This is a genomic window from Blastopirellula marina DSM 3645, assembly GCF_000153105.1.
In the GTDB taxonomy this organism is placed as follows: Bacteria; Planctomycetota; Planctomycetia; order Pirellulales; family Pirellulaceae; genus Blastopirellula; species Blastopirellula marina.
Genome location: NZ_CH672376.1, coordinates 12,028 through 38,903, shown reverse-complemented (window position 1 = coordinate 38,903; position 26,876 = coordinate 12,028). Strand labels below are relative to the sequence as shown.

Below are 26,876 nucleotides of genomic sequence, written 5' to 3'. Positions count from 1 at the left end.
CACCACCAGGATAACGCTGAGCTAGGGAATGCTCCTAGAGAGGAATCCGCGGCCCTTTTGCTCAATAATCGGCGAACGAGAGCTTCACAAACTTCAGCTGTTCCTTCGCTTGGACAGCGTTCAACGGAAGATAGCCGTCTTTGATCACTTCGACTTGTCCCTCTTGGCTGTAGATGAACTTGATGAACTCTCGCTGCAGCGGAGGGAGCGATTTTCCGTCGAAATTGACGCCGATCAATAGGTACCGCGACAGCGGATAGCTGCTGACGTTTTCAAGCGTGGGCGCAACAAATTTGTTTCCTTCTTTCGCTAGCGGAACGGTGCGGACGCCGTTGATCTTATAGCCGATTCCGCTGTAGCCGATGCCGGCTAGGTCATTGGCGACCGATTGCACTACGGCGGCGCTGCCGGGTTGTTCTTGCACCGTGTCGCGATAGTCGCCTTCAAAGAGGGCCTTCTCTTTGAAATAGCCATAGGTGCCTGACGCTGCGTTGCGACCGTAGAGACTGATTCTTTCACCGGCTAAATTCCCCTTCAGGCCAAGCTGTCCCCAAGTCGTGATTTCGTCGGAACCCCCTTTTCTCGTGCTCGAGAAAATACCGTCCAATTGCTCGAACGTGAGACCCGAGATTGGATTGTTGTTGTGAACAAACACCGCTAGCATATCGACCGAGGTTCCTAGCTGCGTCGGTTTGTATTGGTAACGCTTTTCGAACGCATCGATCTCGGACTTTTTCATCGGGCGACTCATGGGACCGAACATCGCGGTTCCCTTGGTTAGCGCATCGGGCGCCGTCGACGACCCTTTCCCTTCGATCTCGACTTTGACGTTGGGGTAGATATCTTCAAATTTGTCAGCCCACAATGACATAAGATTGTTCATCGTGTCCGAACCCTTGCTGCTGATCGTGCCGGCGATGCCTTGCACGTCTCTGTACTTGGGAAGCTTCGCGTCGACTGCCGCTTGGGCGAATGTCAATTGTGTCGCGGCCAGAAGCAGTAATGCGGTCAACAGAAAGATCGAACAGCGAGTTATCATCGAATGCTCCTTGGAAAAGAAGTTACCCGCTGGCGCATTACCGAAGGGCGATATCACCCCAAGCGCCGATCAGAATGAATCTATCGGATGTAGATAAAGATTCGATGAACGAAGCGATTCGTGAAGTTGAGCGGTGAATCGGATTGACGGTCATTTCACCACCGTGCGATACAAATCCTCACACGCCGCTTCTTCGGTCTCAAAGGTCTTGAGCCCAGAGCGTCGCCCGCGCTCGCTGTAATAGGTGCGCCACGTTCCATCGGCCCATTGTTCGATGCAATGCGCTTCGTTGGGGAGCCCGCCGACCAGCGAAACCATGTCGTCCGGTACGTTGCTCGCTTCCAATTTTTTCGCCAATTCTTCCAGATTCATCGTTTGCTTTACCTGCTCGAGATAGCCGCGTTCAAGCCAGTGTTCGATCGACTTGACCAGGTCGTACTGCACGCCGCCGCCGGGCTGATCAAACCAGGGCGCCGCTTTCCCTTCCAGCGCCGGCAGCGGTTTCAGCACTTTGTAAACATGATACGGCTTGTCGATCGTGCCGGGCGCCATCGAAAGTTCCGGCGCGGGTTCTCCGAGCGGCGCTACGAACGAGCCGCCGGGATAGCCGTAACGTTCCAACTGGACGCCGATCGCGATCTTCACTTCTTGGGGCTTGCCTGCAAACCCTTCATTGGGAGGCCAACGAATAGAGCCGTTGGGATTCTTCCACTGGTCGGTAAGTGTGGAAGTGTGGGGGCGATTGGGATCCGCAGAGCCGTCGGTCGGTCGCTGACAGCCGGCGCCGAGCGCCAACAGACAGGCGACAACGGCGAAGCATTGTCGAGTAAACGCTCGCGGCAAGTGAGTCATCGATTCGGGTCTCGTGGTCGTCGGGCCTTTGAACAAGCTATGATCTTAGCGAACCGAAGAGGTGGGCGCACAAAAAAGCATGCCAAGATCGTCTTGGCATGCTTTGAGCTTTTCGTAAGCGGCAAGAGATCTTACTTGGCTGCGGTCGGCTGGGCATATTTGATCGCCAGCAGCGTATAGCCGGTGACCAGTTGCGGATTGCCTTCCATCCAGCGAGTCGTTTCGTTGACCCAGCTGCCGTCCTTTTGTTGACGTCCGAGCAGTTCGGCTCGCAGTTCGGCGCGCCATGGATGCTTGGTTCCGTCGGCGGTGACAAACTCTTCATCGCCCAGTGCGTCGAGCGCTTTGGCGCAAGTGACGTAGAAGTAGAACAATCCTTGTTGGCCCATGCCGGGATTTTCGTCCAGCGTGTAATGCTTGCCCAACCAGGCGACGGCCGCTTTGACGCGCTCATCATCTTTGTCGAGACCGGCGTAGATCATGCTCTTCAGACCGGCGTAGGTCATCGACGCATAGCTACGCAGTCCGCCGTTGGGTGTTTCGCCGGCTTGGCTGCTGCCGCCTGCGGCGATGGTGTAGTAGAAACCGCCGTCAGGGTTTTTGGCCGGAAACTCCGACGTGTTATGTTCCGACTCTAGGTTCTGACAGCGCGAGACGAAGATGAGCGCCTTTTTCATCGCTTCATCATCGGGGCCGGTTCCGGTCGCTTTCAGCGCTTCCATCATGAATGCGGTGTTCGACAGGTCAGGTCGTTTGTGACCGCCGTATCCGGCGCCGCCGTAAAACGGATCCGATTCTTCCTTTTCTTCGCTGGCGTCCCACTGAATTCCTTTGAGGAACTTGTCAGTACCGGCGAGCAGCTTGTCGTAGCGACCATCTTTGTTGGCCGCCGCGAAGGCGAGGACCGACAGCGAGGTCTCGTAATTTTTGTGGTTGCTTCCTTCGCCGTAGATGCCGCCATCTTCCTTGATGTTTGATTCGAGGAAGGTCAGGGCCTTCTTCACCACCGGATCATCAGCGGTGCGGCCATGTTCGAGAATTCCGGCTGCGCACAGGCCGGTGACGCCGATCGGCGCAGCGTCGCTGAACGAACCATCTTCGTTTTGTTGAGCAGTCAGAAAATTAACAGCCGAAGTGATCGCTTTGTCATAGGCGGCGCGATCGTCGTCGGCGGCCAGGATAGGCGACGTAAATGCGACTAGCGCAGCAAACGCTAGTGCCCGACCAAGGAGGCCTTTGCGGAGCGTGAAAAGAGCAAGCATCAAGATTTCCTCTTCTGGAATGAAAGTACCTAAGAGCGGATCCTGCTATGGATCCGCTCGGAAACCGGCGTTAGCACTTTACTGGCCTGCCACCCCGATTTTTCGGTGGGATGCTTCCATTCTAGGACCGCTGGCCGAGGAGGCCAGCAAGTTCTATTTGTAGCGATTATTCGAGCACGGCCAAAATTTCGGCTTCGCTCATGATCAACAGTTCTTGATCTCCAACTTTGATCTCGGTTCCTGCCCAGGAGGAGAACAAGACGCGATCCCCTTCTTTGACGTCGTGCGGCGCCCGTTTGCCGTCGACCAACAGTCGCCCATCGCCGACGCTCAGTACGCGTCCTTGCTTGGGTTTCTCTTGAGCAGCGGTGGGTAGCACAATGCCGCCGGCGGTCGTCTCTTCGGCGTCGAGACGTTTCACCACCAGGTTATCACCAAGGGGAACGATCTTCATCTTTGGATTGAACTCCATACAAGGCGCAAAGTCGCGATCGATCTTCTCTCGCGAGTCTCTTTCCGATCCACCTGCATGGATCGACGCAGCACAAAAAGTGGCTTGCGCGTTAAAAGAGGCAAGCCACGATTCTGGCATGCGACCACGCTCGCATCAAGTCGAGAGAAATACCCCCAGGATGGATATAATCTCATGGTTTTTGCTTGAACTTTGCTGGACGTTTCGCTAGGTTGACGTTTCTGGAAGCACCAGTTTTGACGACTGTGATTCTAAAATGGCGATTCTAAGATCGGCGATTTAGAGGTCGCACCGTCAAAGACCCCTCTCAAAAAAATGCGTCACGTTCGGCTTTTTCGCCGCTGGACAAAAATGTCTTGTAGCGAGAGAGCCTAGTCATAGTGAGTTGACGCGAAGGGATGCGCGATATTGCCGTCGGGACGACGGAGAAACGTCGTACCACCACGAGCAGTCGGTTTACTGCTCGCTTGATTGATCGCGATTCGTCCATCTGCGGCGTATTGTCGCAGCCACATGTTCCCTTCTTCGATAATTGTGGCGAATCTCGGCTAGTTCGCGCTCGAAATGGATCCTCCTACTGGATCGATCCGAAGCGTCAATTTCAAGCGAGCACTTGCTGCGGACGTCAAAAAGGGCCCATCCAGCCTTTGGTTCGCGTGGCCGACTGCATCGAATGCCGCCTTGGAGCGTGCTTCCCTGCGCGTTCGAAGGCGGCTTCTTTTTTGCGCCTTTAGCCGCGATTGAGAAGTCGCAATCCTTTTCGGGTGGTCGCGATAGCTGCGCTATCGCGGCGGCGTAGCCCGAGGACGCATCCGTTTCTGCTAGGCAGTGAATGGAACTTTGCGAGTTCCAACCGAAAGAGCCCCACCGGTTTGGGTGCGATACCGGCACGATGCTTCTTACCAACTTCGTCGGCCGGTGATAGCAGAGCTATCATGGCCCACCATCTGCTATCAAAGCCGATCCGACGCCATCGCGACGAGAAACATCAGCCAAGCGGCCAACAGCGCCAACATCCAGCGGAGCGCCGCCGGTCGTTTGACCGGCGGATCCGAGGTCGGCAGCATGTACGGCGACGGGGGGAGCGATGGCGACTTTGATTTCGAGGACGAACGTTTCATCGCGGCGAAGATTCCTCCGAGACTTCAATGCGAAAATCGCGGACAAACGCCGCGTCGAAATCGTAGACATCGTCAAAGTCTTCGCGGCGATCTTGCGGCGACTTTTTCATCATGCCGATTTCGATCAGGTTATAGACGATATCGCCAAAGTGCCCTGTCGTCTCGATTCCCCAACTGTTGAGCACCGTCTTGGCCATCAAGCCATATTGCTGCTGGGCGAAGTTGCGAATCGCTTCGCACAGCATTTGCCCAGTCAGGTGACGTTCCGGTTCGCTCCATTCGATGTCATCTTCTTCGTCGTCATCGAACTCTTCTTCGTCCAGAATCATTTCTTCGTCGAGGTCGAGCTCCTCTTCGTCATCGTCATCATCTTCCAATTCGAAGAGGTTCTGACCGAACGACAATGCTTCGCGTACAAACTGGTACGCTTCCAGCTTAAATCGCGGATCCTCTTTCAACATCCGCATAAAGTCGGAATAAGTTTCGTCTGTCATGTCGTACGCTAGCTGGGCGAAATGTGGAGCATGGATTGGGAGGATGAGCGACCTTGATTGGAACGCGGGAACATCCGTATTAGGGAGACGCAGGAGCATCATCGGCTGACGGCGGCTCGCTACTTTTATTTTGCGAGGAATTTTCGTTGCGGTCTGGTTTTCGGCGCTTTTTGGATTGCGGAGGCGCCGCTTTCACCACCGACAATACTTCCGCAGCGTCGACCAGAATCGTGCGATTGTCTTCCATTCGCAACAGCACCTGGCTGGCGAGGATCTCTTGATTGATCACTTTGCCGCGACCATCGCGGGTCACGACTTCGGAGCCGATCGGCGGCAATTCGCGCTGCAACTCTTCGTACGTATCGTACTCGTAACGAAGACAACATTTTAGGCGGCCGCAACGCCCGCTGATCTTCGTCGGATCGAGCGTCGCTTTTTGCAGCTTGGCCATCTTCATCGAGACCGGCGGCATCTCGGACAAATGCGTGTTGCAACAAACGGGCTTGCCGCAGTCGCCGTAGTCGGCCAGCAGCTTCGCTTCGTCGCGGACGCCGATCTGTCGCATTTCGATTCGGGTATGAAACTCGGCCGCGAGCAGTTTGACCAGATCGCGAAAGTCGACCCGATTTTCGGCCAGGTAATAAATCACGATCCGCTCGCCGCCGAACAGATGCTCGATATCGACCAACTGCATTTCCAACTTCAGCTGCTCGACAAACTTGCGGCACAGGTCAAACTCGCGCGATGCGTTCTCGCGCAGGTGCGTGATTTCGCCTTCGTCTTCGGCCGTCATCCCGCGCAAGATATGGCCGCGCGTCGGATCGGGAAGCATTTCGACTGCCTGATCGGTCGCCAGGCAAAGGACCGCGCCATGTTCCAGACCGCGCTTGGTGCGCACGATGACCGACTCGTCCCGTTGAAACTCGTCTTTCGCTCGAGCCGAGAATACGCCGAGCAGACGCATCGACCCGTAACGGACCACGTAATCAGCCATGAGTCGTTTCTATGTTTATGGATAAGCGCCGGTGACGGTATCGTCATCGACTCTCGCAGGTTTTCGTCGATGGGCGCCAAGCGAGTCGCTTAGCGAAAAGCAGGAGGACAAGTCTACTATAGCCGTTGCGGACAGGGGAATGCGAGAACCGCGGGGCGAGAAACCGCCGTAGAACTACAGCAATTCCAGGACATTCTCGGGGGGACGGCCGAGTCGCGCCTTTCCGCCGCAGACAACAATCGGACGCTCGATCAGCTCAGGGCGTTCCGCCAATGTCTGGAAGATCTGCTGAGGATCCTCGAGTTGCGGCAATCCGAGCTTTCTCCAATCTTTATCGCGGACCAGATCGCTTGCTTGCCCCCCCAGCTGTTTCACCAATTTTGCTAGCGTCTGTGCATCGGGCGGCGTCTTCAGATACTCGACGACCTGGGGCTCAACCCCATGCGAGCGCAACAGTTGGAGCGTTTGCCGGCTCTTTTGGCAGCGGGGATTGTGATAGATCGTAACCTGGGCGGCCATAGAGCATCCTAATAAGTAACACCGCAGACGCGGTAGAGCAGGTCAAAAGCGGCTTGAGGAGGGTTTGGTGAGAGGGTCGGGTTCGTTGACACCCCCTCACCCCCACCTATAATTGAGCGGTTTCTGCCAGCAAAACCAGAAGCGCCTGGATCGTTGGCGCTTTTTAATGAGACATTTTACGGTTGTGGAGATGATTCGCCATGGCGAAGGAATTTAACGAAGCAAATTTCGAGACGGAAGTACTGCAGTCGACCGAGCCGGTTCTCGTTGACTTTTGGGCGCCCTGGTGCGGCCCCTGCCGTCAACTCGCTCCGGTCATCGATCAACTAAGCCAGGAATACGAAAGCGGCGCCAAGGTCGGCAAGGTCGATACCGATCAGAACCCGAGTCTGGCTCGCAAATACGGAATCCAGAGCATTCCCACGGTCATGATCTTCAAAGACGGCGAAGTCGTTTCGCAGTTCATGGGCGTGCAGCCGAAATCGAAACTGCAAGAAGCAATCGACAGCGCCAAAGGCTAATGGGGCTTGCCGGCACTGATCGATAACGACAGCAACGATAGCAAAAAAGAGAAAAGGGAGACTTTGGTCTCCCTTTTTTTATGCGCAATAGTTTACCAAGACGAACCAAGTTGAATGTCGACGAGGGTCTTTGCCGATGACGAAACAAGAGCGGTGAACTTTTCCGGTTGTAACGCTAGCAAACTCGTCGATCGCGACATGGCAACTCAGCGCAAAACAAAACAGAATCCGACGCTTTCGCCGACGGCCGAAAAGAAGCCGGTCGATGCGCTGCGCGTTGATGGACCGCATGTCCCTAGTGTCGCCGCAGGTTCTTCGCCGGCTGCCGAAAACATTGAAGACGACATCGTCGCCAAACTGGAGCCGAGCGAACTATCGCCGGCCCAGCGTCGCCATCTGGAAGAGCTTGCGGCGATCCTCCGCGAGCAGCGCGCCGAATTAGAACGCCGCGAGGCGCAATTGCAGTCGCAACTGGCCGCGATTGATAACGAAACCAGGATCGCGCGACTCGGCGTCGAACAACAAGCGGCCGCGCTGGCCGAACGGACCAAACTGCTCGATCGCCGCGACCGCGAGCTGGATCAGCGCGACGCCGCGCTGAATGATCGGCAAAACGAGTTGGAATCGCAAGTCATCAAGCTTGACCAGCAAGCCGGCAAACTCGAACAAACGCGCGGAGCACAGAAGCGTGAAGACGCGCGCTTGGCGAAAAGCGCTTCGCAGTTGCGGATTACGCAAGAGTCGCTTGAAGAGAAGTCGACCGCCGAGCGCCGCGCCGTCGATCGCAAACTAGCCGAAGTCAAAGCCCAGCAAGCGGCGATCGAGAAATTTTCGACCCAGCTCCACGAACGTGAGCGGCAACTGGAAGATCGTCACGCGGCTCTCGAAGCGCGAAAAATCGAACTCGATGAAATCGCCTCCCAACTTGCCGACGCCCAGCGAAGCCAGGCCGGCGACGCGCTGGTCTACACGCGCGGGCAGGCCGATCTGGCTCGGGAGCGCGAACAATGGGAAGCGGAAGTATTGCGACAACGCGAACTGCAAGAGAAAGTCCGTCGGCGCGGCGAGACCGAATTGATTCAGCTGGCCGCGCAATTGGACGAGCGTCAATCACGGCTGGAACAACGGCATGCGGCGGTCGAACAGATTGAACGGGAACTGCGGGAAAAACATCGCGAAGCGCTTGAGTCGCAACTGGTCGTCGCCGAACTTTGGCCCGAATTGATGCGACAAACGCCAACCGCCGAACTGACGCGACGCACGGCGGAGTTGCGAGTCAAGATTCGCCAGTCGCATGAAGACGCCGCTGGAATTTGGCGACGTCGCGAGAACGAAGTGAAAGAGTTGCTCGCTCGACTCGAGGAACGTCGCACCGAGATCGCCGAAGAATATCGCCGCTTCCAGCAATGGCTCTCGGTACGGCACGAAGATCTCGAAAAACAGGCCGCTCGTCTCGCGGCCGCCGAACGGGGACACTCGCAAAAGATGCGAGCCAGCGCCTAGAGGTCTGTCACCGAGCGCGTTCCAGGCGCCCAAGAAACGAAGAGAGCCTGACCATCTTGGGCCAGACTCTCTCTTTGCTGCGTTGTTGACTAGCGAGCGTCGGTCGAAACGCGGCTGCTGAGCGAATCGCTCGGCTCCGGTTGCTGTTTCATTTCCGTTTCGTATTTGACGACAAATGCGGACGCCTGCATCGCGGTATTGATCTCTTTCCGCGAAAAGTAAGACTCGGACCGGCCATCGAGATGATGGATCGTTTTTCCGGCCAACTCTTCCCAGCTCATATCGTTGTTCAGGTGCCAAGCGGTCGCCTGCGCAACGCGTTGATCGATCTTGCCGCTGCCGAGCATGTGCAACAGAGTCGCGACGCCGGGCTTGGTCGTGTATTGATCAATCGGCTTGACGTCGTACGGAATTTTCGGATTAGGATCTTCCAGTCCATGATCCAAGCAGACGCCGTCCACTTTCACTTTTTGGGTCTTTTCGGGCATCACGTTGAAGAAACCGCCGCCGCCGCCGTTGTTGCCGCCGCCAAAGCCGCCTCCGCCGCCGCCCCCTTGATTGCCGCCGAATCCGCCGCCGCCGCCGCCGAAGCCTTGGTTACCGCCGCCGCCACCGCCGCCGAAGCCGCCGCCCCCTTGATTGCCGCCGAAGCCGCCGCCGCCGCCGTTACCACCGAATCCACCGCCGCCAAATTGCGCGAGCGGAACCCCGGCAAACGCGGCAGGCATTTCGACCCGCAGCTTCTTGGTCGTCTTGTTCGTGATGATAAAGGTTCCCTTTTCCGAGTTCATCGGGATGAATTTGACGTCGATTACGCCATCTTCGATCGCTTTGAACATGTTCACTTCTTCGGCGTCTGCAAAACGTCCTGACGCGTTATCGTCAGCCGCGGCAGGAAAAGAAAAAGCAAGGGTGGCTAAGAGGGCCAGCGAAGCGGCCAATCGTTGAAACAATCGCACCTTCATAAGAGAGAGCTCCTGACTGCGGCGCCTAATCGATTAGAGATGAAGACGAGTTCGCTTTCGAACTGTCTCTATGGAGCGCTCGCACGCACGAGGTCGCTCTGGGACTTCATGAATTTTTAGACTAATCGAGAAATGAACGCCGTCCAAGCGATTTGCGGCAGAAATCTCCCTCAACTGGCGAATAGTGCGCGAAACGCGCATCGACCCCCCGAGAGGCGGCATATGTTTCGTAGGCGAACTTACAGAAGGGGAACCGGTGCCCCTCCCCAACTCGGAGGGACGGCCAAGAAATAAAAAAGCCTGACCGTAACGGTCAGGCTTTTTGCAATCGGTTTAGGATTCGCCAGAGAAGGGAAACTACTCAACGCTGGTCGAGAAGCTTTCGCCGCTCGATGGGGCCGTTTTCGCTTTTTGTTTCATCTCGGCTTCGTACTTCTCGACAAACTGCGTCGCCTGCATCGCGGTGACGATCTCTTTGCGTGAGAAGTAAGGTTCGACTCGGCCGTCGAGATGCTTGATCGACTTGGCGGCCAGTTCTTCCCAACTCATGTCATTATTCAGATGCCAAGCGGTCGCTTGAGCGACGCGTTGATCGATCTTACCGCTGCCGAGCATATGCAGCAGTGTGCCGACTCCCGGCTTGGTGGTGTATTGTTCGATCGGCACGACTTCGTACGGAATTTTCGGATTCGGATCTTCCAGACCATGATCCAGACAAACCCCTTCGTACTTCACTTTTTGGGTCTTTTCGGGCATCAGGTTGAAAAACCCGCCGCCGCCGCCGCCGCCTTGGCCGCCGCCGAATCCACCACCACCGCCGCCTTGGCCGCCGCCAAATCCACCGCCGCCGCCGCCAGCGCCTTGGTTACCGCCGCCGCCTCCTTGGCCGCCGCCAAATCCGCCGCCGCCGCCGCCACCTTGGCCGCCGCCAAATCCACCACCACCGCCGCCGAACTGAGCCAACGGAACGCCGGCGAATGCCGAAGGCATTTCGACCTTCAGTTTCTTGGCTGTTTTATTGGTAATGATGAAGGTCCCCTTCTCCGCGTTCATCGGAATGAACTTTACATCGAGGACGCCATCTTTGATCCCTTGGAACATGTTCACTTCTTCCGCATCGGCGAAACGGCCGGTAGCGTCGTCCGCAGCAATCGCGCGAACCGAAAAAGTGAGGGACGCGATGAGGGCGAGCGTCATCGCCAAACGTTGGACCAACTGCACCTTCATGGTGAAATTCCTTAGCGGAGTCTTGAGTAAGAAAATAGACGAGCGGCAGCGCACGAACGGCCAATTGGCAGCGCTTGCGGCGTCGCTATGGAATTTCCGTGAGTCCTCACACTAGTCGATCGGTAGAGAAGCTCCTAATGAATTGCACGCAAATCTCGACCGAACCACGGAATATCGCTCGAATCGCCTATTGTGACGATTGACCGTCTGCTTTTTTCCTTCACCGAAAAAAAATCGAGGGAAGAACTTACCCGCTTTTTTGAAATTTAGCCTTTATGATTCCGCCACAAAGCTGATAATCGGGTTGCTATCACCCCCTATAAGTTGGCTGTGCAGCGTGATTATCCGTCTTGAGACTTGCCCGCTTTTTCTGCGCACCGGCGAAGCTTCGCCAGGGGCTGTTTCTCGACCGACGGCTGGAGTTGGCCCCCATTCGAGGCAGTTTCAAGGAAGGTAGCTTCGCCATGCAGGTTCTGATTTGGTTTCTGGTCTTGCTTGCGGCTCTCGCCGCGTTGGCTCAGGCCTACGTCTTTTTCATGCAAATGCTCAGGTCCGATCCCGGCAACGAGCGAATGCAAGAGATCGCTGGCTTTGTTCGTGAAGGAGCCAACGCTTACCTGACGCAGCAATATCGGATCGTCGCCTATTTTTTTATCGTTATCTTTGCATTGCTTTCGCTCCTCTCGTACGTCTTTCAAGCGCAAAGCGTATGGGTGCCGTTTGCGTTTGTCACCGGCGGTTTCTTTAGCGGTCTGGCCGGTTGGATCGGGATGAAAACCGCGACGGCGGCCAGCAGTCGAACGTCGGCCGGCGCACGCATCTCGCTCAATCAAGGTTTGCAGGTCGCGTTTCGTAGCGGCGCGGTGATGGGACTGACCGTGGTCGGCCTGGGGCTGCTGGATATTACGATTTGGTTTGCGGTGTTGCGTTGGGTGTTTCAACTCAACCTGGTCGACGTGACGGTCACGATGCTTTGCTTTGGAATGGGCGCGAGTTGCCAGGCGCTGTTTGCGCGCGTCGGCGGCGGCATCTTTACCAAAGCGGCGGACGTGGGCGCGGATCTGGTTGGCAAAGTCGAGCAAGGGATCCCCGAAGATGATCCCCGCAACCCGGCTTCCATCGCGGACAATGTGGGGGATAACGTCGGCGACGTCGCCGGGATGGGCGCAGACTTGTACGAGTCGTATTGCGGATCGCTGTTGGCGACCGCCGCACTCGGCGTCGCGGCGTTCAGTTCGCCCACGTTGGCCGCGGCCGCTCATTTGGATGTTCCAACGGCCCAGTTTTACGCGTTGTTTTTGCCTTTGGCGCTGGCCGCCGCGGGGATCGTGTTGTCGATCGCCGGCGTCTATATGGTGCGGACCGAAGAAGGAGCGACGCAGAAAAATCTACTGGCCGCGCTAGGACGTGGAATCAACTTCTCGACCGGGATGGTCGCGTTGGCGGCGATCTTGCTTTCGATGTGGCTAATGCCGAAAGTCGACGGCGCCGTTTATTGGTATGTTCCCGGCGTCGCGCTGAGCATCTTCACCGGCCTGGCGGCCGGTTGGCTGATCGGCAAATGGACCGAGTACTCGACCAGCGACGAATTTGAACCGACCAAAAAACTCGCCGATCAAGCGCTGACCGGGCCGGCGACGATCATTATCGGCGGAATCGCTGACGGCATGATGTCGGTCTGGGCGCCGGTGCTGGTGATCGCCGTCGCGACGCTGGTCGCTTTTGGCGCGGCGAACGGCTGGCGATTTTCGGATCCTGATTACTTTTCGTTGGGTCTCTACGGCGTGGGCATCGCCGCGGTCGGCATGCTCAGCACGCTGGGCATAACGCTGGCGACCGACGCCTATGGACCGATCGCCGACAACGCCGGCGGCAACGCCGAAATGTCAGGCCTGGAAGCGATCGTGCGCGAGCGGACCGATGCGCTCGATAGTCTAGGAAACACGACCGCCGCGACCGGCAAAGGTTTCGCGATTGGTTCGGCTGCATTAACGGCGCTGGCGCTGTTGGCCGCCTATGTTGAAGAAGTGCGGATCGGATTTGAGCGCTGGGGCGACAACCTGGCTCACGTCATCGACAGCGATCAGCCCTATCGCGTCTCGAGCGGCTTCATCATCTACAAAACAGTCGAAGACGAACAAGAGCATGTCCACGGCTTCTTGTCGTTGCCAGGCGATCGCCGCGACAAACGCGTCGTCGAAGCTTGGGACAAACTCGACTTCTCGCGCGGCCCCGTCAAGATTCCGGTCGACATGATCCAAGCAGAGACCACCGACGGGCATCTCCATCTCAACATGGTTGGCCGTGATATCGAGCTGTTGCCGATCCACACGGCGACGTTGATCGATTTCACCAACTATTACGAAGCGAACTTGATGAATCCCAAGGTGCTGGGCGGGCTATTCGTCGGCGCGATGGCGACCTTCGTCTTTTGTGCGCTGACGATGAAAGCGGTCGGCCGCGCGGCGAAAGGGATGGTCGAAGAAGTCCGTCGCCAGTTTCGCGAAAAGCCAGGCATCATGGACGGCAGCGAATTGCCTGACTACGCATCGCCGGTCGAGATCAGCACCAAGGCCGCGCAGTGGGAGATGGTGTTGCCGTCGGTGCTTGGTCTGGCGACGCCGATTGTGATCGGCTTTTTGCTAGGAGTCGGCGGCGTGCTTGGTTTGTTGGTCGGCACGTTAACGACTGGTTTTTGCCTGGCGATCTTTATGGCCAACTCTGGCGGCGCGTGGGACAACGCCAAGAAGTATATCGAAGCCGGCGCCCACGGCGGCAAAGGTTCTGACGCACATAAAGCGGCGGTGGTCGGCGACACGGTCGGCGATCCCTTCAAAGATACCAGCGGACCCAGTTTGAACATTCTGATCAAGCTGATGAGCATGGTCAGCGTTGTCGGAGCTGGGTTCGTTGTTCGCTATAGCTTGTTGGCGCTGGGCGTGTTTTAGGGCAATTCGCGGGCAAAACTCGATCATCGCTCGCTGGCTTAATATCCTCGAACTCTCCGGTTTGGTCCGCCGGTTGACTTGCCTGGGGATACTTCGACATTGACCTACACGGCGCCCAACCGCGAAGATTGGGTGCTCGATCTGCGGCGCGAAAAGCCGTAGCGCAATTGTTTCCATCTATTCGCTTCGTTGGAGAAACAATGATGAACGCGCGATTTTGTCTTGGCGCCGCTTGCTATCTGTCGCTAGCAATGATCACTTCGCTGCCGGCCGGTGAAGCCGAAACCCCGCAGTGGCTAAGCAATCCCGATCACACGATCGACGTTATGGACGTCAATGCGAAGCGAGTGACGATCACCAGCCAGAAGATGCGAGAGACGGTCGAACAGTGGGGATATTTTTTTGTTCCTCGTCCGAAGGATAATCGTCGCGCGGATCTGATCATGGAGCCGTTGAAAGGAGATCGCGTCGCCCACGTCGAAGATGTCGAAGGCGACATGGTCATGATTCAACTGAGCGAGTTCGGCGATTTTGCGAAAGCGAATGAATATGAGATCGGTGCGCCAAAACTGCAGCCAGACAAGGATGCTGAGAAGACGACTGCCCAAGAACAATTCGCGCAAGATCGCGTGTTCCGATTTAAGGATGTCAACGGTCGCGACACGCACGTTCAGATGAAGGAGATGTGCGAGAACTTGAATCTGACGGGTTGTGACATTGTTTACCCCGTGTTGTCAGGCCGTGGTTACATGGAGACTCCAGAGGATTCGACGCTTCCATCGATCGAACCTCCACGCCATGTGCACCAAGTTTGGATGGACGCAGTTTTTAAATTTCGCGACGTCGTTACCGGCGAAGTCGTCGAAATTGATGGTCAAGAGTTTCGCCGCGGCTTGTGGAGAAAAGGCGCGCTTTTCGCCCAGGTTTATCCATTCGGGCTCTTTTCGCCGAAAAAGATGATTCCCGCGCCGCAATGGTCGCAAGAAGAATTCACACCGGATCCAGGCGCCGGATGGCGAACCCCGGCTCCTCCTTTTCAAAACTTTTCTAGGTTGCCGGAAACCGTCTCCGCTCCTGCAATACCGAAGCCGCAAAACGAAACGGAAGAAACAAAGCCCCAACAAAAACCGGGCCACGCGAACGTCGAATCGGTCCTTCCGCCGCGATCTGTAAAACCTGCCGGCACGAATGTCCAAAGCGGCTCGAACCCGTTTGGCGATCCCATGAGAATCAATCCCATGTTCGCTCCGCCAGCAGCCAAACTCCGCTTGTTACGCGTTCGCGTTGCGCTCTTCGAAGTAGAACCAACGGCGCCGGCTCCCAAGTCGGTATTGATGTCGGCCGACGAAATGCTGGAAATGCTCGAAGACAAAAAGCAGTATGAATTGATCGACAGCTTTGATCTGACGACCGTCACCGGACACGAAACCAAAGTGCAGCAAGGCCGCCGCCAACCGGTCGTCACCGGTTCGCAAATGATACCGCAGCGCGGTCCCGATGGTCGTGCGACTGCGATGCAGAGGAATCAGTACAACCTGCAAAACGTTGGCACGATGCTGACCGTTTCGCCAGAGATGCTCGGCAATCGGGCGTCGTTGAAGTTGGCCTTTGAACGTTCCGATGTCGCCGATCCAAAGGAGGACAAAGCGGAGGACGACGCCAACGACTCGCCCCCATCCATAACTACCCTGATTATCAATACGCAACTGCTGTTAGAAGATGGACAAGCGACCATCCTCTCAATCCGCAATTCTCTCGGCGTTCGACATGCGCTAGTGATCGCGGTCGAGATGCTCGACAGCGGAGAAGAAGGCGAAGAAGGCGGACAACAGCGAGGCGGTGGAGGCGGCGGCTTCTTTTAGGGGAAACGCGATTCCCCCCCAATTCTGAAGTTCTTGAAAAGAACGGCATGATTTCTTGTTCGCCACCCAGTACATTGGTGAAGCCTGACTTCTACATATTCCCAAGGACCAAAAAACATGGCCACACCAGGCGGCGATGCAACCGGCGGCATTATTCCTTACAAGAATGTTCCGGCGCTGGTCGGGTATTATCTGGGGATCGTGGCGCTAATTCCTTTGGTTGGATTTCCGTTTGGCTGCGCGTCGATCATTTTGGGAATCATGGGGCTGGTCAAACGGAATCGTCAGCCAGAAGTCAAAGGCAGCGTGCACGCGGTGATCGCGATTTTGTTTGGTTTGTTTTCGGTCGTACTCTATGGCTTGATGATCGGAGCGATCATCTTCGCAGCTGCGACGGCGCGATAGGCGATTAGCGGTCGACTTCTTGAGGGCTTGCATGGACCCCGCAGCGCGAAAGAACCTGCTTGACCGCTTTCAGCTGCTCGTCGTTTAATTCGCACTGAAACCATACCGAGACGTAGTCGCGACCCGCCGCATTGAGGATCGCGAGCCGACGCAGTTCCTCATTGCTCAAGGGACGAGGGAGCGAGATCATGACCTCTTTTCCCCAGGGCCAACCCATTAATGAGCCTGTGCGACCGCCGAACTCCGAGACGATCGCCGAGCGTCGTTTGCCATGCGCCTCATATTGATAGTGATCGACCGTCGCTATCAGGACTAGCACGGCGACGATTGTCGTAAGAATGATCGAGCGCTGCGTCATGGGAATGACATTTTAAACTAGCCGGCGTGCACTTCATTCGTCAGCTTCGCGCCTTGCAGGAATTGTTGCAAGTTGTCGGTCGTCACTTGGCTGATCGCTTCGAGCGCGTTGCGGGTAAAGAACCCTTGGTGCCCGGTGATCAAGACGTTGGGAAAGGTGAGCAGGCGCGAGAAGACGTCATCTTGGATCACTAGTTCTGAGCGATCCTCGAAGAAGAGTTCGGCTTCTTCTTCGTAGACGTCGAGACCGAAGTAACCGATCTGTCCTGACTTCAGTCCTTCGATCGCCGCTTTGGTGTCGACCAGGGCGCCGCGACTCGTGTTGATCAGCATCACGCCGGGCTTCAGCTTGTCGATGCTTTGGGCGTTGATCAGATGCTTGGTCGCCGGCAGCAGCGGACAATGCAGCGTCAAGATGTCGCTCTCGGCGAAGATCTGATCCAGCTCGACGTATTCAACACCATTCGCGACGCACTCCGGATTTTGCTGCACGTCATACGCCAGGATGCGGCAGCCGAAACCCTTTAGTATCGACGCGGCGATCTGACCAATCTTGCCGGTTCCGATCACGCCGACCGTGCGGCCATGTAAGTCGAAGCCGAGCATGCCGTGCAAAGCGAAGTTCCCTTCGCGCACTCGATTGTAGGCTTTGTGAAACTTACGGTTGAGCGTCAGAATCAGCCCCACGGTATGTTCGGCGACCGCATACGGCGAGTAAGCCGGGACGCGAGCGACTTTCACCTTCTGCGCCGCCGCCGCCGGCAGATCGCAGTTGTTGAAACCGGCGCAGCGGAGCGCGATCATCTTCGTTCCGTTGGCGGCGATCGCCGCGATGACCTCGGCGTTCAGTTCATCGTTGACAAAACAGCAGACCGCCGGAAAATCACGGGCCAAGACGACCGTACGCGCGGTCAGTCGTTCTTCAAAGAAGTCGTAGCGGATCTCGGTGTCGGACGAGGCGCGCAGCAAAAAATCACGATCGTACGACTTGGTGCTAAATACTGCGACTTGCACAGACTTTCCTTTGCGTCTGGGAAGGACCACTTCGACTCTGGTCGAAGAACAAGAGCCGCGATCGACTTTACCATGTCGATCGCCCCATTGCAGCGCTTTCGCGCAGGAAAATCAGGTCGACTTTTGGGGTGCAGCCTTTTAGCCGATCCCCGGTTCGTTGGGGACCACATACAGCGTGAACTGCAGCGTCGTCGATTGCCCATCGACGCGAATCGTCAAACGGCGTTGCCCTTCGATATCGCTGACGATCAGGTTTTCGTTTAGACGAATCGCCAAAGTCAACGAGTGTTTCACCTGGTCCCATTGCGTCGGTTGGCTGTCGCGATCGATCTCGAAGTACGAGACCCCCGGCAGCGCCGGCAATGCGCGCGGCGGATGACTTGCGTAGTTGAAACGCAAACCGGCCTGACCCAATCGATAGAGATCGACCACTTTGTCAGAGCTGCCGATTTTCATATCGAGACCGCGCGTCAGGAGTCGATCAATCTGCTGCGACGGCAGCGAGCTTTCGACGCCGACAAACAGTTTGTTCGAGCCTTCCAGCCACGACGGCTCAAGATCGACCTGCATGCGGAGCCCGGCGCCTTCAAAGTGGCGTTCGCGATAGTCCGGCTCAACGACGGCGTCGAGCAGCGCGTCGATGTATTGTTTCTGTCGCCAAAAGCAGCCGGCCAGATCGTCATGATCGTAAGCCGGCATTTCCGGCGGGCGACGCATCGAACCAAACACGGCCAGCTTGCCGATCGTCCGCGCCAGTTCATAAAAAGCGTTCGAAGGATGCGTGCCGGGAGTGAACGCGATCATTTGAATCGCCGGATAGGATTCGTTGATCGCTCGCAGCTGTTCCAGTAACTGTTGATCCCCTTGTCCGCGGCTATCAAACGAGATCTTGCGCGAAACGATTTGCGAAGCGAGCAAGTCGAGCTTACGTCCCAGACGATCGTAGATGCGCTGCAAGATGTTCGCCTGCAGCGGACGCCAGGCGTCGCACGCTAATAGCGGCGGAATGTAAGTTTCGTCGAGTTGCGGCACCGCTTCGCCCCGGTCCGAGCGGCGAATCCGAGCGATCGGCAGGGTCTCGTACCCAGCGTGATTGTCGCCGTCGTGCAGTAGTCGCAAATTGAGCCGGCGGATCTGAATGGTTTGTTGGTTGGAGCCGCTGTTTTGATCTTCCACGTCGAGATTCTCGACCAAATAGCGAGCCGTCGCCGCGTTGGTGTCGGCGACGTTTGACTGGCCCGAGACCAGTTGTGGGGCCGCCAAATAGATCGTCAGGTTCTGGCGATCGGCCATCGCGTGGCGCAGGTCAAGGATCGGCAATTGTCCGTCGCTCGGGACGGAGATCGTCGCTCCATCCCGCAGGCGAACTTCCAGCGAACGAACAACCAGACGCGAGTTGGTCAGCGCGTCGATATCAAGATCGATGGAGCGGAGGCCCCAATGATGTCGCTCAATCCAAAGGTCGCCACGTCGGTTCTGTTGGGATTGATGCTGTTCGAACGCCTGAAAATGATGCGGCGAAAGGAACATTCCTTCGTACCAGTGGACGGCGTTACTGCTCAACACGGCAGGTTCCTCGTAGGCTTGGCAAGCGAAATCAGGGGAGGGAGTCTCTCGCGCCAATGGTGCTGCGACCAATAGCGTGTGTCGGTTAACTTCGGCCAGATTGCGGGTTAGCAAAGATAAGACGCCGTAGATTTCTCGATTTGCCGGATGCGCCGCTTGGGAGGAATTTGCTTTTGGGACGCAACCGAGACGGTTGGTCAAGAAATAAAGAACGCTGCTATCCGTGCTGCCCTGCCGAATTCTCCCTCCAAAAGAGGAGGCTGCCCCGAAATTCAGCGATTTGTCGCGGATAACAGCGTTCTAGAAAAGAAACATCGACGATCCGCCGGCGAAAGCTAGAGCAAAATCCTTAAGATGGCGGATAGCCGTCACCATGAAGAGGGAGGAAGGTAAAATTAGCGTACGTAAGCTAAAAGTTACTAGGAGGTTATGTAATCTCCGCGGCCGCTAAGTTTTTTCGACCGGCGTCATGATTTGATTTCGTTGATCGACTTGGACCACGATCGGCGCGTAGTCGGCCAGTTCTTGCTCGTTGTATTGGGCGTAGCTGGCGATGATGACCAAATCTTGGGGATTTACCAAATGTGCGGCCGCACCGTTAATGCAGATCACGCCGCTGCCGGGTTCGCCCAGAATCGCGTAGGTGGTCAACCGCGAACCGGTGGTGATGTTGTAGATATCGACCTGTTCATGGTCGAGCAGGTCCGCCGCGTCCATTAGCAGACTGTCAATCGTCACGCTTCCTTCGTAATCGAGGCAAGCCTCGGTGCAGGTGGCGCGGTGAATTTTCGATTTGAGAAAGGTTCGGATCATCCCAGACTTACTTGGATTGCGACTACGGAGAGAGAACGGCTTATTATACCTTCTAAGTCCGCGCATGAAAAAAGCCCCTCTGGTAAGCAGAGGGGCTTTTTGCCTGTCAAGGAATATCGCTTGTAATCAAATAAGTGCTAAAAATCTACTCGAGACAGGTATCGGACTCGTCATCCGGCAGGACCGGCGATGAGTAGTGGAGCTGGGCGATTCGCAGCGAATCTTCTACGGTGCGAACCAGGACTGCAGTAATCCGGAGTGGAATCTCCGCTTGACGGTAACCCGCTTGAACCAGTGCAAAACAATCGGACGCGACCCAGCAAACGTCGCCGTAACACGAAACGCTTCGCCATCCAAAGCGAAAATGCAACGTATCAGCTTGCTGCCAGTCACGTTCCGCCTGTTCGCATACTCCCGCTAGACCAAGTCGCTTTTCGTCTTGGCCCGTTCCGAGTAGTACTACGTCCGGTTCAGGCAGAAACACCGCCAGCAGTTTCTCCAGATCTCGATTAGCGTAAGCGCTGGCGAAGTCTCGTAAGACGGCCATCGCCTCCGCTTCAAGAGAAACAGTGGCGTACACGAATCAATTGTCTCCAAGCAACAGAAGAGGATTTTCCGTCAATCAAGCACTAACACCCAAGTGACGGTGGGATGAGGACAACAAACCCGATTCTAATGTCGGCCTTTCCGCCATGAAAAGCACAATTCCAGTGTCAACACTGTTAAATTCGCACCTTTTCTTGGCGAAAAACAATGAACAATTCGCATAATTCAACCCCCTCCTGTGGAGCTAGAGTTGAATTGCCCTCCGCTCGAAAGCGCATTTCCACCCTTTGTGGCGTTCCATTTCGACGAGTGAGCTATCTTTGCACGATGCCATTTCGCTACGCATAAACTGATACCGATATATGCAACGCCTGCCTGCACTCCTGAGATGCTGTTTTGCCGCGGCTGTTTTCGCCAGTGCGCTGTTGTTGTTTCAAATTCAGCCGATCGTAAGCAAAGCGATCCTTCCTTGGTTTGGCGGCAGTCCGGCGGTTTGGACAACTGCGATGCTCTTTTTTCAGGTCGTGCTGTTTCTCGGCTATCTCTACGCACACCTCATCACCCGTTATTTGCCGCTCCGCTGGCAAGGCGCGGTCCATTTGTCGTTGGTGATCGCCGCCGCGGCGCTCGCGCCAGTGTTGGCCGACGTCAGTTGGAAACCCTCGCCGGAAGATGCTCCGGCGCTGCGCATTCTGACGCTGTTGGCCGCGACAATTGGGTTGCCTTATTTTCTCCTTGCCGCAAACGGACCTTTGCTGCAGGCCTGGTTTGGTCGCCGATTCCCAGCGGCATCTCCCTATCGACTTTATGCGCTTTCCAACGTCGGCTCGCTGTTGGCGCTGCTCAGTTACCCGTTTGTGATCGAACCGAACTTCGCCGTCTCGACGCAAGCCTGGCAGTGGTCGATCGGATTCAGCCTATTCGCCGCTCTGCTGGCGATCGTTGTGTGGCAACTTCGCGCGGCGCCTGAGACGCCGCCAGAACCGGCAGAGACCGCAGGCCCAGCGAACGGCGTGGAGCCTGCGATTACGTGGCGCACGCGGACCAAATGGCTGCTGTTGCCGGCTTGGGCCAGCTTTGGATTGCTGGCGGTCACCAACCATGTATGCCAAGACATGGCGGTCGTTCCGCTGCTATGGGTCGCTCCGCTTAGCTTGTACTTACTGACCTTCATCCTGGCCTTCGACAACGAAGGATGGTATCGCCGCGAAACCGTCGCCTGGCTCGCTCTGGCGTCGCTCGCCGGCGTCGCGCTGGTGGACTGGATGAGCGGATCTTTGGGTTTGATCCCCGCGATCGGCGTCTACTTTGCATCATTGTTTTTCGCGTGTCTCGCTTGTCATGGCGAACTCGTTCGCCTAAAGCCACGCCCGGCGCATCTGACCGAGTTCTATCTGACGATCTCGGCCGGCGGCGCCATCGGCGGCGTTTTGGTTTCGCTCGTCTGTCCGCTCGCTTTGACCGATTATTTTGAAGCGCCGATCTTTATCCTTGGTAGTTTTTTGATCGCCGGCAGCGTGTTGATTTCGGCCGCCGGAAAAGCTTGGGCCGCCCGACCGGGAACCAGCCAAGCCGCCGCGCCCCTCCCCAAGCGATTGGCCTGGGCGATTCCATTGCTGTTAATCGTGGTCTACGGAGAACTACGAAACTTCAGCGGCGAATACCTCGTGTCGCGTCGCAATTTCTACGGCGTGCTGCATGTCAATGATCAGTTGGCGGCCGGGCAGCGTCGCCGCATGATGTTCCATGGCCGTATCGTGCATGGCTTCCAATTTCTCGATCCGCAGCGCCGCACCGAACCAACTTCGTACTACGCCCCCGAAACAGGCGTCGGCATTGTGCTTCGTCAGTTGTCGTTACAGCAGCAGCCGCTGCGTGTAGGAGTGGTCGGACTGGGGGCCGGAACGCTCGCCGCTTATGGCAAGCCAGGCGATACGTTCCGCATGTATGAGATCAATCCAGAAGTGGTCGAGTTGGCACACGACTACTTCACCTACCTGAAAGACTCGCCTGCGAAGATCGAGATCGTGCTCGGCGACGGACGACTTTCGCTCGAAGCCGAAACCGACGAACGGTTTGACCTGCTAGTGCTCGACGCGTTCAGCGGCGACGCAATCCCGACCCATCTGTTGACGCGAGAAGCGTTTGACATCTATCGTCAGCGCCTCGCCAAAGATGGCGCGATCGCGGTTCATATCAGCAACATCCATGTCGACCTGCGTCCCGTCGTCGAGGGCCTAGCCCAAGACTGCGGTCTGCAAACGCTCTACCTTGTCGCCGCTCCCGACGTCGCCCAGCAAAAGACCGGCGCCCATTGGGTAGTCGCGACCAACAATCGAGCGCTGCTAGAAAATGAAGTCGTCCGCGCCGCAGCAACCACCGCCCCTGGGCAACTAGCGATCGATCGCCTGTGGACCGACGATTACAGCAATCTGCTGGGCGTGTTGAAGTAGAACGTGCGAACGCTTAACCGCTCTACTCTTGGATTGGTTCCGGGATTACCAACTCTTTGGCGTCGACCGGGTGCAGATGAAGCGCCAGGATTTTGGCCGGTTTGTCAGGATGAACGTTACGCGTGACTCGATGTAATGCCTGGGACGGCTCGTAGAGCGTGTCCCCGGCTTTGAGACGCAAGAGGGGACCATCGCCGACTTGGGTCTCGATCTCGCCTGCCAACACATACACAAAGGTCGGGCCGGGATGCCGATGGGGTTCGGAAAAGTCGCCTCCTTGCCAGGTGACTTCGGCCATCGTCGCGCGGGTGACGACCCCGTCTATTTTTTCGGCGATGTTCTGCGCCATTACCGGTTTGACATCGGGGCCGTGCGCCGGATCGTGCGCGGTGATCCGCCAGGCCGCAGTGCATGTAAGCAGCGCTGCGGCGATCATGACTAAACGTTTCATCAACTCTCCGCCTTATTTTGGTGGTTGCGAGAAAAGAACTACGCCGACATCGCCGCTTCAATCTCCGGCGTTTTGTTAAACGGCACTGCGAATCGGTTCCAAGCGTTGATCGTCGCGATCGCTGTGGTCAGATCGACGATCTCGGTCTCGTCAAACTGGGCCGCCAATTCGTCGTACAACTCGTCGGTAACCTGATGCTGCGGCAGCAGGGTGACTGCTTCCGCCCAGGCCAATGCGACGCGCTCTCGATCGCTATAGCAAGGTGCTTCGCGCCAGGCTGCGACCAGATCAATCCGATGCGCTGGTTCGCCCGCTTTTCGCAATAGCGTCGAGTGCATGTTTAAGCAATACGCGCAACCGTTGATCTGCGAGACTCGTAATTTCACCAGTTCCATCAACACATGTCCCAGCGTTGACTTGTGCAGATACTTTTCGATCGCCATGAGGTGACGAAATGGTTCCGGCGACAAAGCGAAATAGTCCAATCGTTCCGACATTTTTCTGCTCCCCGAAAGTGAATGGAATGCGTGGTTACATTCCTCATGGTACGATTCGTTTGGTTCCAAATAAGATCCACTTGTCTGTTAATTCAGAGAGCCACTTTGCCATGGTCCAGCGCCGTTCGCAACGCTTTCAGTTTGATACGCTCGAGATCGACCGCAGCGCGACGCAGCCGTTGCATCGCCAGCTTGAGTCGCAACTGCGTGACGCGATCCGCGCCGGGCGATTACGTCCCGGCGAAAAGCTTCCCTCGACGCGCGGTCTCTGCCGCGAGTTGCAGATCGCACGCAACACCGTCGCCGCCGCTTACGAGCAATTGTTGGCCGAAGGCTTTCTGGAAGCGGAGATCGGGTCTGGCACCCGCGTCTCCCAGCAACTGCCGGAGAACATGGCCCCTGCCGCGAGCGGCAAGCAGACGGCGCCAAGACCATTGCGACGCCGATTGGCCCAGCGCGCCGGGAATATCGAGCGGTTCGCCGACTGGGCGCCGCGAATCATTACGGCGCCCCAACCGTTTCGTCCGCATACGCCGGCGATCGATCATTTCCCCCGCGACATTTGGCAGCGACTGGCCGACCGCCGGCTGCGCCGCTTGCCGCGCTTGACCTTCATGGGGGTCGATCCAGCGGGATATGCTCCGCTACGCAGCGCCATCGCCGCTTACCTGGGAGCATCACGCGGGCTGGCATGTGCGGCCGAACAAATTGTCGTCACCAGCGGCGCTCAACAAGGGTTAGAGTTGATTGCTCGACTGTTGCTCGATCCCGGCGATCGGTTTTGGCTAGAAGAGCCTGGCTACTGTCCCGCCTGGCATGCGTTCACGACCCATGGCGCGATCGGCGCGGCGATTCCTGTGGATGAGCAAGGGATCGATGTCGCCGTCGGCGAGCAACTTTGCCCCGCCGCGCGGCTGGCGTATGTCACGCCGAGCGTGCAGTGGCCCGGCGGCATGACGATGAGTTTGCCGCGGCGCCTGCAATTGCTGGACTGGGCCGAGCGCAACGAAGCGTGGATCGTCGAAGATGATTATGTGGGCGAATTTCGTTTCGCCGGTCGGCCGCAACAAGCGCTCGCGGCGCACGATCCGCATGGTTCGGTCCTCTACTTGGGGACCTTCAGCAAGGTGCTCTTTCCCGGTCTGCGTCTCGGCTATCTGGTTGTCCCCGAGCCGCTCGTCCGCTCGTTCGCGACCTCGCGCTGGCTAGCCGATCGACATTCGCCGGTCTTCGAGCAAGCGACGCTGACCGACTTCATCGAAGAAGGACACTTCGCTCGCCATCTTCGCCGGATGCGCAAGCTTTACGCGGTGCGGCAACAGGCGATGTTCGCCGCCTTGGATGCGGCGTTTGGGTCGGCGATTGATTACGATCGTCACGAAGCTGGCCTGCATGTCGTCGTGCAGACCCGCGACGCGCGACAAAATCGCCGCTTGCAACGAGCGGCCCACGAGGCCGGCGTCGAATATCACGCCGTTGATCAATATTCGGCCGTCGACCACAAAACGCCGGGCCTGATCCTCGGCTTCGCCGCCTTCGACGAGGCGCAAATTGCGGAAGCCGTGCAAGCGTGGGCGCAACGCTTCTTCTCTTCGTAGCCCTCGCGCTTCGGGCTATGAAGAAAATTCTTCGCCTCTTCTTTTTACTGGCGCGATGGGGAGACGACCGACGTGGTCATAGAACGATCAATTTTTGCTCTCGGATTGCTTTAAAACCGCCTGTTTATGTGCGGCATGACTTTTGCAATTTCCTTTCGAGCGAGAATGGAACCGTTAGACATAATCGAACCTTGATGGAGGTCATTCAGATGACCACGCATACGCTCGCCGACGCTTTTTGGGAAGAATTGCAGGATGTGCTGAGTGCTGAGATGCAAATGGCCAAAGCCCTGCCGAAAATGGCGGACAAGGCTTCCGACCACGCATTGAAACAAGCCTTTGAAAGCCATCTGCAAGAGACCGAAACGCATATCACGCGGGTTGAAGAAGTCTTTCGCTCGATCGGCAAAACGCCGAAGGCAAAAACCTGCGAAGCGATGGCCGGTTTGATCAAAGAAGGCGCCGGCATCATGCGCCTGCAGGCGGACGACGAAGTGATGGACGCGCTATTGATCGCCGCGGCCCAAAAAGTAGAGCACTACGAGATTGCGACCTATGGGACGCTTTGCACTTGGGCCGAGCTCTTGAATTATGTCGATGGGCTGCAATTATTGAAGCAGAACATCGAAGAAGAAGAAGCGGCCGATGACAAACTGACGCAAATCGCGCTGACCGTGAACCAGGCGGCGAAGATGGGAAAATAAGGCGATCGGTTGATTGCCGATGCGAGAGCATTCCGTAGACGGAGTAACGCTCTCACTGCAAGGCGAGCCGGCGACTCATCCCCCGAGTCGTCGACTCGTCTTGTTTTTTGCGCCACGCGGTAAAAAGGGGTCAGGTTTGCCGGCCAGTTGTCCAAACTTTACCAGCAGGTCAGGAGCATAGTCGGTCGCAGGCACAAACTCGATTCCTTTATTTGAAAACGCGCGGCAGATGCCGCTCAGGATGGTGTCGTCTTTGCGATCTTTCTTGCCCAAAATAAAGGGAGCGATAACGCGGGCGCCGTACCAATCGGGGAAATGATTCCAGAGCGCGCCGCGGTCCAAGATCCGCACTTTGTGAACCTTGCCGACCATCGTCGCGGTCGTCACCTGGTGACGATGAAAGAAGCGGACGCACTTGCCGATTTGTCCGAGCCCGACCCACTCGTGCGTAGCGGAGATTTCGGCCAGGATCGGATCGGCGTGCCCTTTGATCAACAGCGCATGCACGGCGTAGCCGTGGCGCTGCAGCGCGGTGGCCATTTCAATTGGCAATTGACCCCAGCCGGCCAGCACGCCGAACGGCGGTAGGTGGTCTGTTGCGTCTGAATTCATCGCATCCGTGCCCTCGAAGACGTTAAGCCGTTTTTCTCAGCTCGTCTTCTTTCTCTAATTCGGCGACACGCGCGAGCAGCG

General features: G+C 56.8%; 27 protein-coding genes. 8 read left to right on the top strand and 19 right to left on the bottom strand.

Annotation, left to right across the window (positions count from 1 at the left end; translation table 11 throughout):
- Positions 1 to 61: 61 nt before the first annotated feature.
- From DSM3645_RS01745 to arsC, 9 genes are all read right to left on the bottom strand, one after another.
- Complete coding sequence (locus tag DSM3645_RS01745; RefSeq protein ID WP_002650264.1) at positions 62 to 1,039, bottom strand: PstS family phosphate ABC transporter substrate-binding protein; 978 nt, start codon at positions 1,037 to 1,039, stop codon at positions 62 to 64.
- A gap of 150 nt (positions 1,040 to 1,189) precedes the next feature.
- Entirely contained in the window at positions 1,190 to 1,891 is a 702-nt protein-coding gene (locus DSM3645_RS27520) for a TNT domain-containing protein (protein WP_050769280.1), read from the bottom strand.
- 131 nt (positions 1,892 to 2,022) lie between these two features.
- Positions 2,023 to 3,153: a prenyltransferase/squalene oxidase repeat-containing protein gene (locus tag DSM3645_RS01735; protein ID WP_002650262.1), complete on the bottom strand. Its 1,131-nt coding sequence runs from the start codon at positions 3,151 to 3,153 to the stop codon at positions 2,023 to 2,025.
- Between the two features lie 166 nt (positions 3,154 to 3,319).
- On the bottom strand, positions 3,320 to 3,607 hold the full coding sequence (locus DSM3645_RS01730) for a co-chaperone GroES (RefSeq protein WP_040351987.1): 288 nt from the start codon (positions 3,605 to 3,607) through the stop codon (positions 3,320 to 3,322).
- Between the two features lie 389 nt (positions 3,608 to 3,996).
- The gene (locus DSM3645_RS30360) at positions 3,997 to 4,140 is read right to left on the bottom strand and encodes a hypothetical protein (protein ID WP_002650260.1); all 144 of its coding nucleotides are present in this window, start codon (positions 4,138 to 4,140) and stop codon (positions 3,997 to 3,999) included.
- 438 nt (positions 4,141 to 4,578) lie between these two features.
- Positions 4,579 to 4,746 carry a hypothetical protein gene (locus DSM3645_RS30355; protein ID WP_002650258.1) on the bottom strand — a complete coding sequence of 56 codons (168 nt, stop codon included), beginning with the start codon at positions 4,744 to 4,746 and terminating at the stop codon, positions 4,579 to 4,581.
- Entirely contained in the window at positions 4,743 to 5,240 is a 498-nt protein-coding gene (locus tag DSM3645_RS01720; protein WP_002650257.1) for a Minf_1886 family protein, read from the bottom strand. Before DSM3645_RS01720 ends, DSM3645_RS30355 begins: the two co-directional genes overlap by 4 nt.
- Positions 5,241 to 5,319: 79 nt before the next feature.
- Positions 5,320 to 6,234 (bottom strand): PSP1 domain-containing protein, encoded by a 915-nt coding sequence (locus DSM3645_RS01715; RefSeq protein WP_002650256.1) that lies wholly within the window; start codon positions 6,232 to 6,234, stop codon positions 5,320 to 5,322.
- A 174-nt stretch (positions 6,235 to 6,408) separates the two neighbouring features.
- Entirely contained in the window at positions 6,409 to 6,753 is a 345-nt protein-coding gene (arsC, locus tag DSM3645_RS01710) for an arsenate reductase (glutaredoxin) (protein ID WP_002650255.1), read from the bottom strand.
- Positions 6,754 to 6,953: 200 nt separating this feature from the next.
- Here arsC and trxA point away from each other — a divergent pair, with 200 nt between their 5' ends.
- Together trxA and DSM3645_RS01700 are read left to right on the top strand one after the other, a co-directional pair.
- Positions 6,954 to 7,274: a thioredoxin gene (trxA, locus tag DSM3645_RS01705; protein ID WP_002650254.1), complete on the top strand. Its 321-nt coding sequence runs from the start codon at positions 6,954 to 6,956 to the stop codon at positions 7,272 to 7,274.
- 198 nt (positions 7,275 to 7,472) lie between these two features.
- Positions 7,473 to 8,777 carry a hypothetical protein gene (locus DSM3645_RS01700; RefSeq protein WP_131282105.1) on the top strand — a complete coding sequence of 435 codons (1,305 nt, stop codon included), beginning with the start codon at positions 7,473 to 7,475 and terminating at the stop codon, positions 8,775 to 8,777.
- 89 nt (positions 8,778 to 8,866) lie between these two features.
- On the opposite strand, the gene DSM3645_RS31595 is transcribed toward DSM3645_RS01700, so the two are convergent.
- Positions 8,867 to 9,742 (bottom strand): hypothetical protein, encoded by an 876-nt coding sequence (locus DSM3645_RS31595; RefSeq protein ID WP_002650252.1) that lies wholly within the window; start codon positions 9,740 to 9,742, stop codon positions 8,867 to 8,869.
- Between the two features lie 357 nt (positions 9,743 to 10,099).
- On the bottom strand, positions 10,100 to 10,969 hold the full coding sequence (locus DSM3645_RS30790; protein ID WP_002650251.1) for a hypothetical protein: 870 nt from the start codon (positions 10,967 to 10,969) through the stop codon (positions 10,100 to 10,102).
- Between the two features lie 464 nt (positions 10,970 to 11,433).
- Between DSM3645_RS30790 and DSM3645_RS01685 the strand changes: the two genes are divergently transcribed.
- The 3 genes from DSM3645_RS01685 to DSM3645_RS01675 all read left to right on the top strand — a co-directional run bounded on the left by DSM3645_RS01685 (position 11,434) and on the right by DSM3645_RS01675 (position 16,184).
- A complete protein-coding gene (locus tag DSM3645_RS01685) occupies positions 11,434 to 13,917 on the top strand; it encodes a sodium-translocating pyrophosphatase (protein WP_002650250.1) in 2,484 nt (827 codons plus the stop codon).
- A 203-nt stretch (positions 13,918 to 14,120) separates the two neighbouring features.
- Positions 14,121 to 15,779 carry a hypothetical protein gene (locus tag DSM3645_RS01680; protein ID WP_040351528.1) on the top strand — a complete coding sequence of 553 codons (1,659 nt, stop codon included), beginning with the start codon at positions 14,121 to 14,123 and terminating at the stop codon, positions 15,777 to 15,779.
- A gap of 117 nt (positions 15,780 to 15,896) precedes the next feature.
- Positions 15,897 to 16,184 carry a hypothetical protein gene (locus DSM3645_RS01675; protein ID WP_002650248.1) on the top strand — a complete coding sequence of 96 codons (288 nt, stop codon included), beginning with the start codon at positions 15,897 to 15,899 and terminating at the stop codon, positions 16,182 to 16,184.
- Between the two features lie 4 nt (positions 16,185 to 16,188).
- Here DSM3645_RS01675 and DSM3645_RS01670 read toward each other — a convergent pair whose 3' ends face one another.
- The 5 genes from DSM3645_RS01670 to DSM3645_RS01650 form a co-directional block, all read right to left on the bottom strand.
- Entirely contained in the window at positions 16,189 to 16,542 is a 354-nt protein-coding gene (locus DSM3645_RS01670; protein WP_002650247.1) for a hypothetical protein, read from the bottom strand.
- A 17-nt stretch (positions 16,543 to 16,559) separates the two neighbouring features.
- On the bottom strand, positions 16,560 to 17,555 hold the full coding sequence (locus DSM3645_RS01665) for a 2-hydroxyacid dehydrogenase (RefSeq protein ID WP_002650246.1): 996 nt from the start codon (positions 17,553 to 17,555) through the stop codon (positions 16,560 to 16,562).
- Between the two features lie 138 nt (positions 17,556 to 17,693).
- Positions 17,694 to 19,121 carry a type VI secretion system baseplate subunit TssK gene (gene tssK, locus DSM3645_RS01660; protein WP_002650245.1) on the bottom strand — a complete coding sequence of 476 codons (1,428 nt, stop codon included), beginning with the start codon at positions 19,119 to 19,121 and terminating at the stop codon, positions 17,694 to 17,696.
- A gap of 447 nt (positions 19,122 to 19,568) precedes the next feature.
- Positions 19,569 to 19,934 (bottom strand): aspartate 1-decarboxylase, encoded by a 366-nt coding sequence (gene panD / locus DSM3645_RS01655; protein WP_002650244.1) that lies wholly within the window; start codon positions 19,932 to 19,934, stop codon positions 19,569 to 19,571.
- Between the two features lie 145 nt (positions 19,935 to 20,079).
- Positions 20,080 to 20,514 (bottom strand): nuclear transport factor 2 family protein, encoded by a 435-nt coding sequence (locus DSM3645_RS01650; RefSeq protein ID WP_040351527.1) that lies wholly within the window; start codon positions 20,512 to 20,514, stop codon positions 20,080 to 20,082.
- 328 nt (positions 20,515 to 20,842) lie between these two features.
- Between DSM3645_RS01650 and DSM3645_RS01645 the strand changes: the two genes are divergently transcribed.
- Entirely contained in the window at positions 20,843 to 22,933 is a 2,091-nt protein-coding gene (locus DSM3645_RS01645) for a fused MFS/spermidine synthase (RefSeq protein WP_040351526.1), read from the top strand.
- Between the two features lie 22 nt (positions 22,934 to 22,955).
- On the opposite strand, the gene DSM3645_RS01640 is transcribed toward DSM3645_RS01645, so the two are convergent.
- Positions 22,956 to 23,384, bottom strand: a complete 429-nt coding sequence (locus tag DSM3645_RS01640) for a cupin domain-containing protein (RefSeq protein WP_002650241.1) — start codon at positions 23,382 to 23,384, stop codon at positions 22,956 to 22,958.
- 38 nt (positions 23,385 to 23,422) lie between these two features.
- Positions 23,423 to 23,881 (bottom strand): carboxymuconolactone decarboxylase family protein, encoded by a 459-nt coding sequence (locus DSM3645_RS01635; protein ID WP_002650240.1) that lies wholly within the window; start codon positions 23,879 to 23,881, stop codon positions 23,423 to 23,425.
- Between the two features lie 110 nt (positions 23,882 to 23,991).
- Here DSM3645_RS01635 and pdxR point away from each other — a divergent pair, with 110 nt between their 5' ends.
- Complete coding sequence (pdxR, locus tag DSM3645_RS01630) at positions 23,992 to 25,479, top strand: MocR-like pyridoxine biosynthesis transcription factor PdxR (RefSeq protein ID WP_002650239.1); 1,488 nt, start codon at positions 23,992 to 23,994, stop codon at positions 25,477 to 25,479.
- A 209-nt stretch (positions 25,480 to 25,688) separates the two neighbouring features.
- Complete coding sequence (locus DSM3645_RS01625) at positions 25,689 to 26,183, top strand: ferritin-like domain-containing protein (RefSeq protein ID WP_040351983.1); 495 nt, start codon at positions 25,689 to 25,691, stop codon at positions 26,181 to 26,183.
- 75 nt (positions 26,184 to 26,258) lie between these two features.
- Here the strand turns inward: DSM3645_RS01625 and DSM3645_RS01620 are convergent, their stop codons facing one another.
- Positions 26,259 to 26,795, bottom strand: coding sequence for a UDP-2,3-diacylglucosamine diphosphatase LpxI (locus DSM3645_RS01620; protein ID WP_002650237.1), 537 nt, complete (start codon positions 26,793 to 26,795; stop codon positions 26,259 to 26,261).
- Between the last annotated feature and the right edge of the window lie 81 nt (positions 26,796 to 26,876).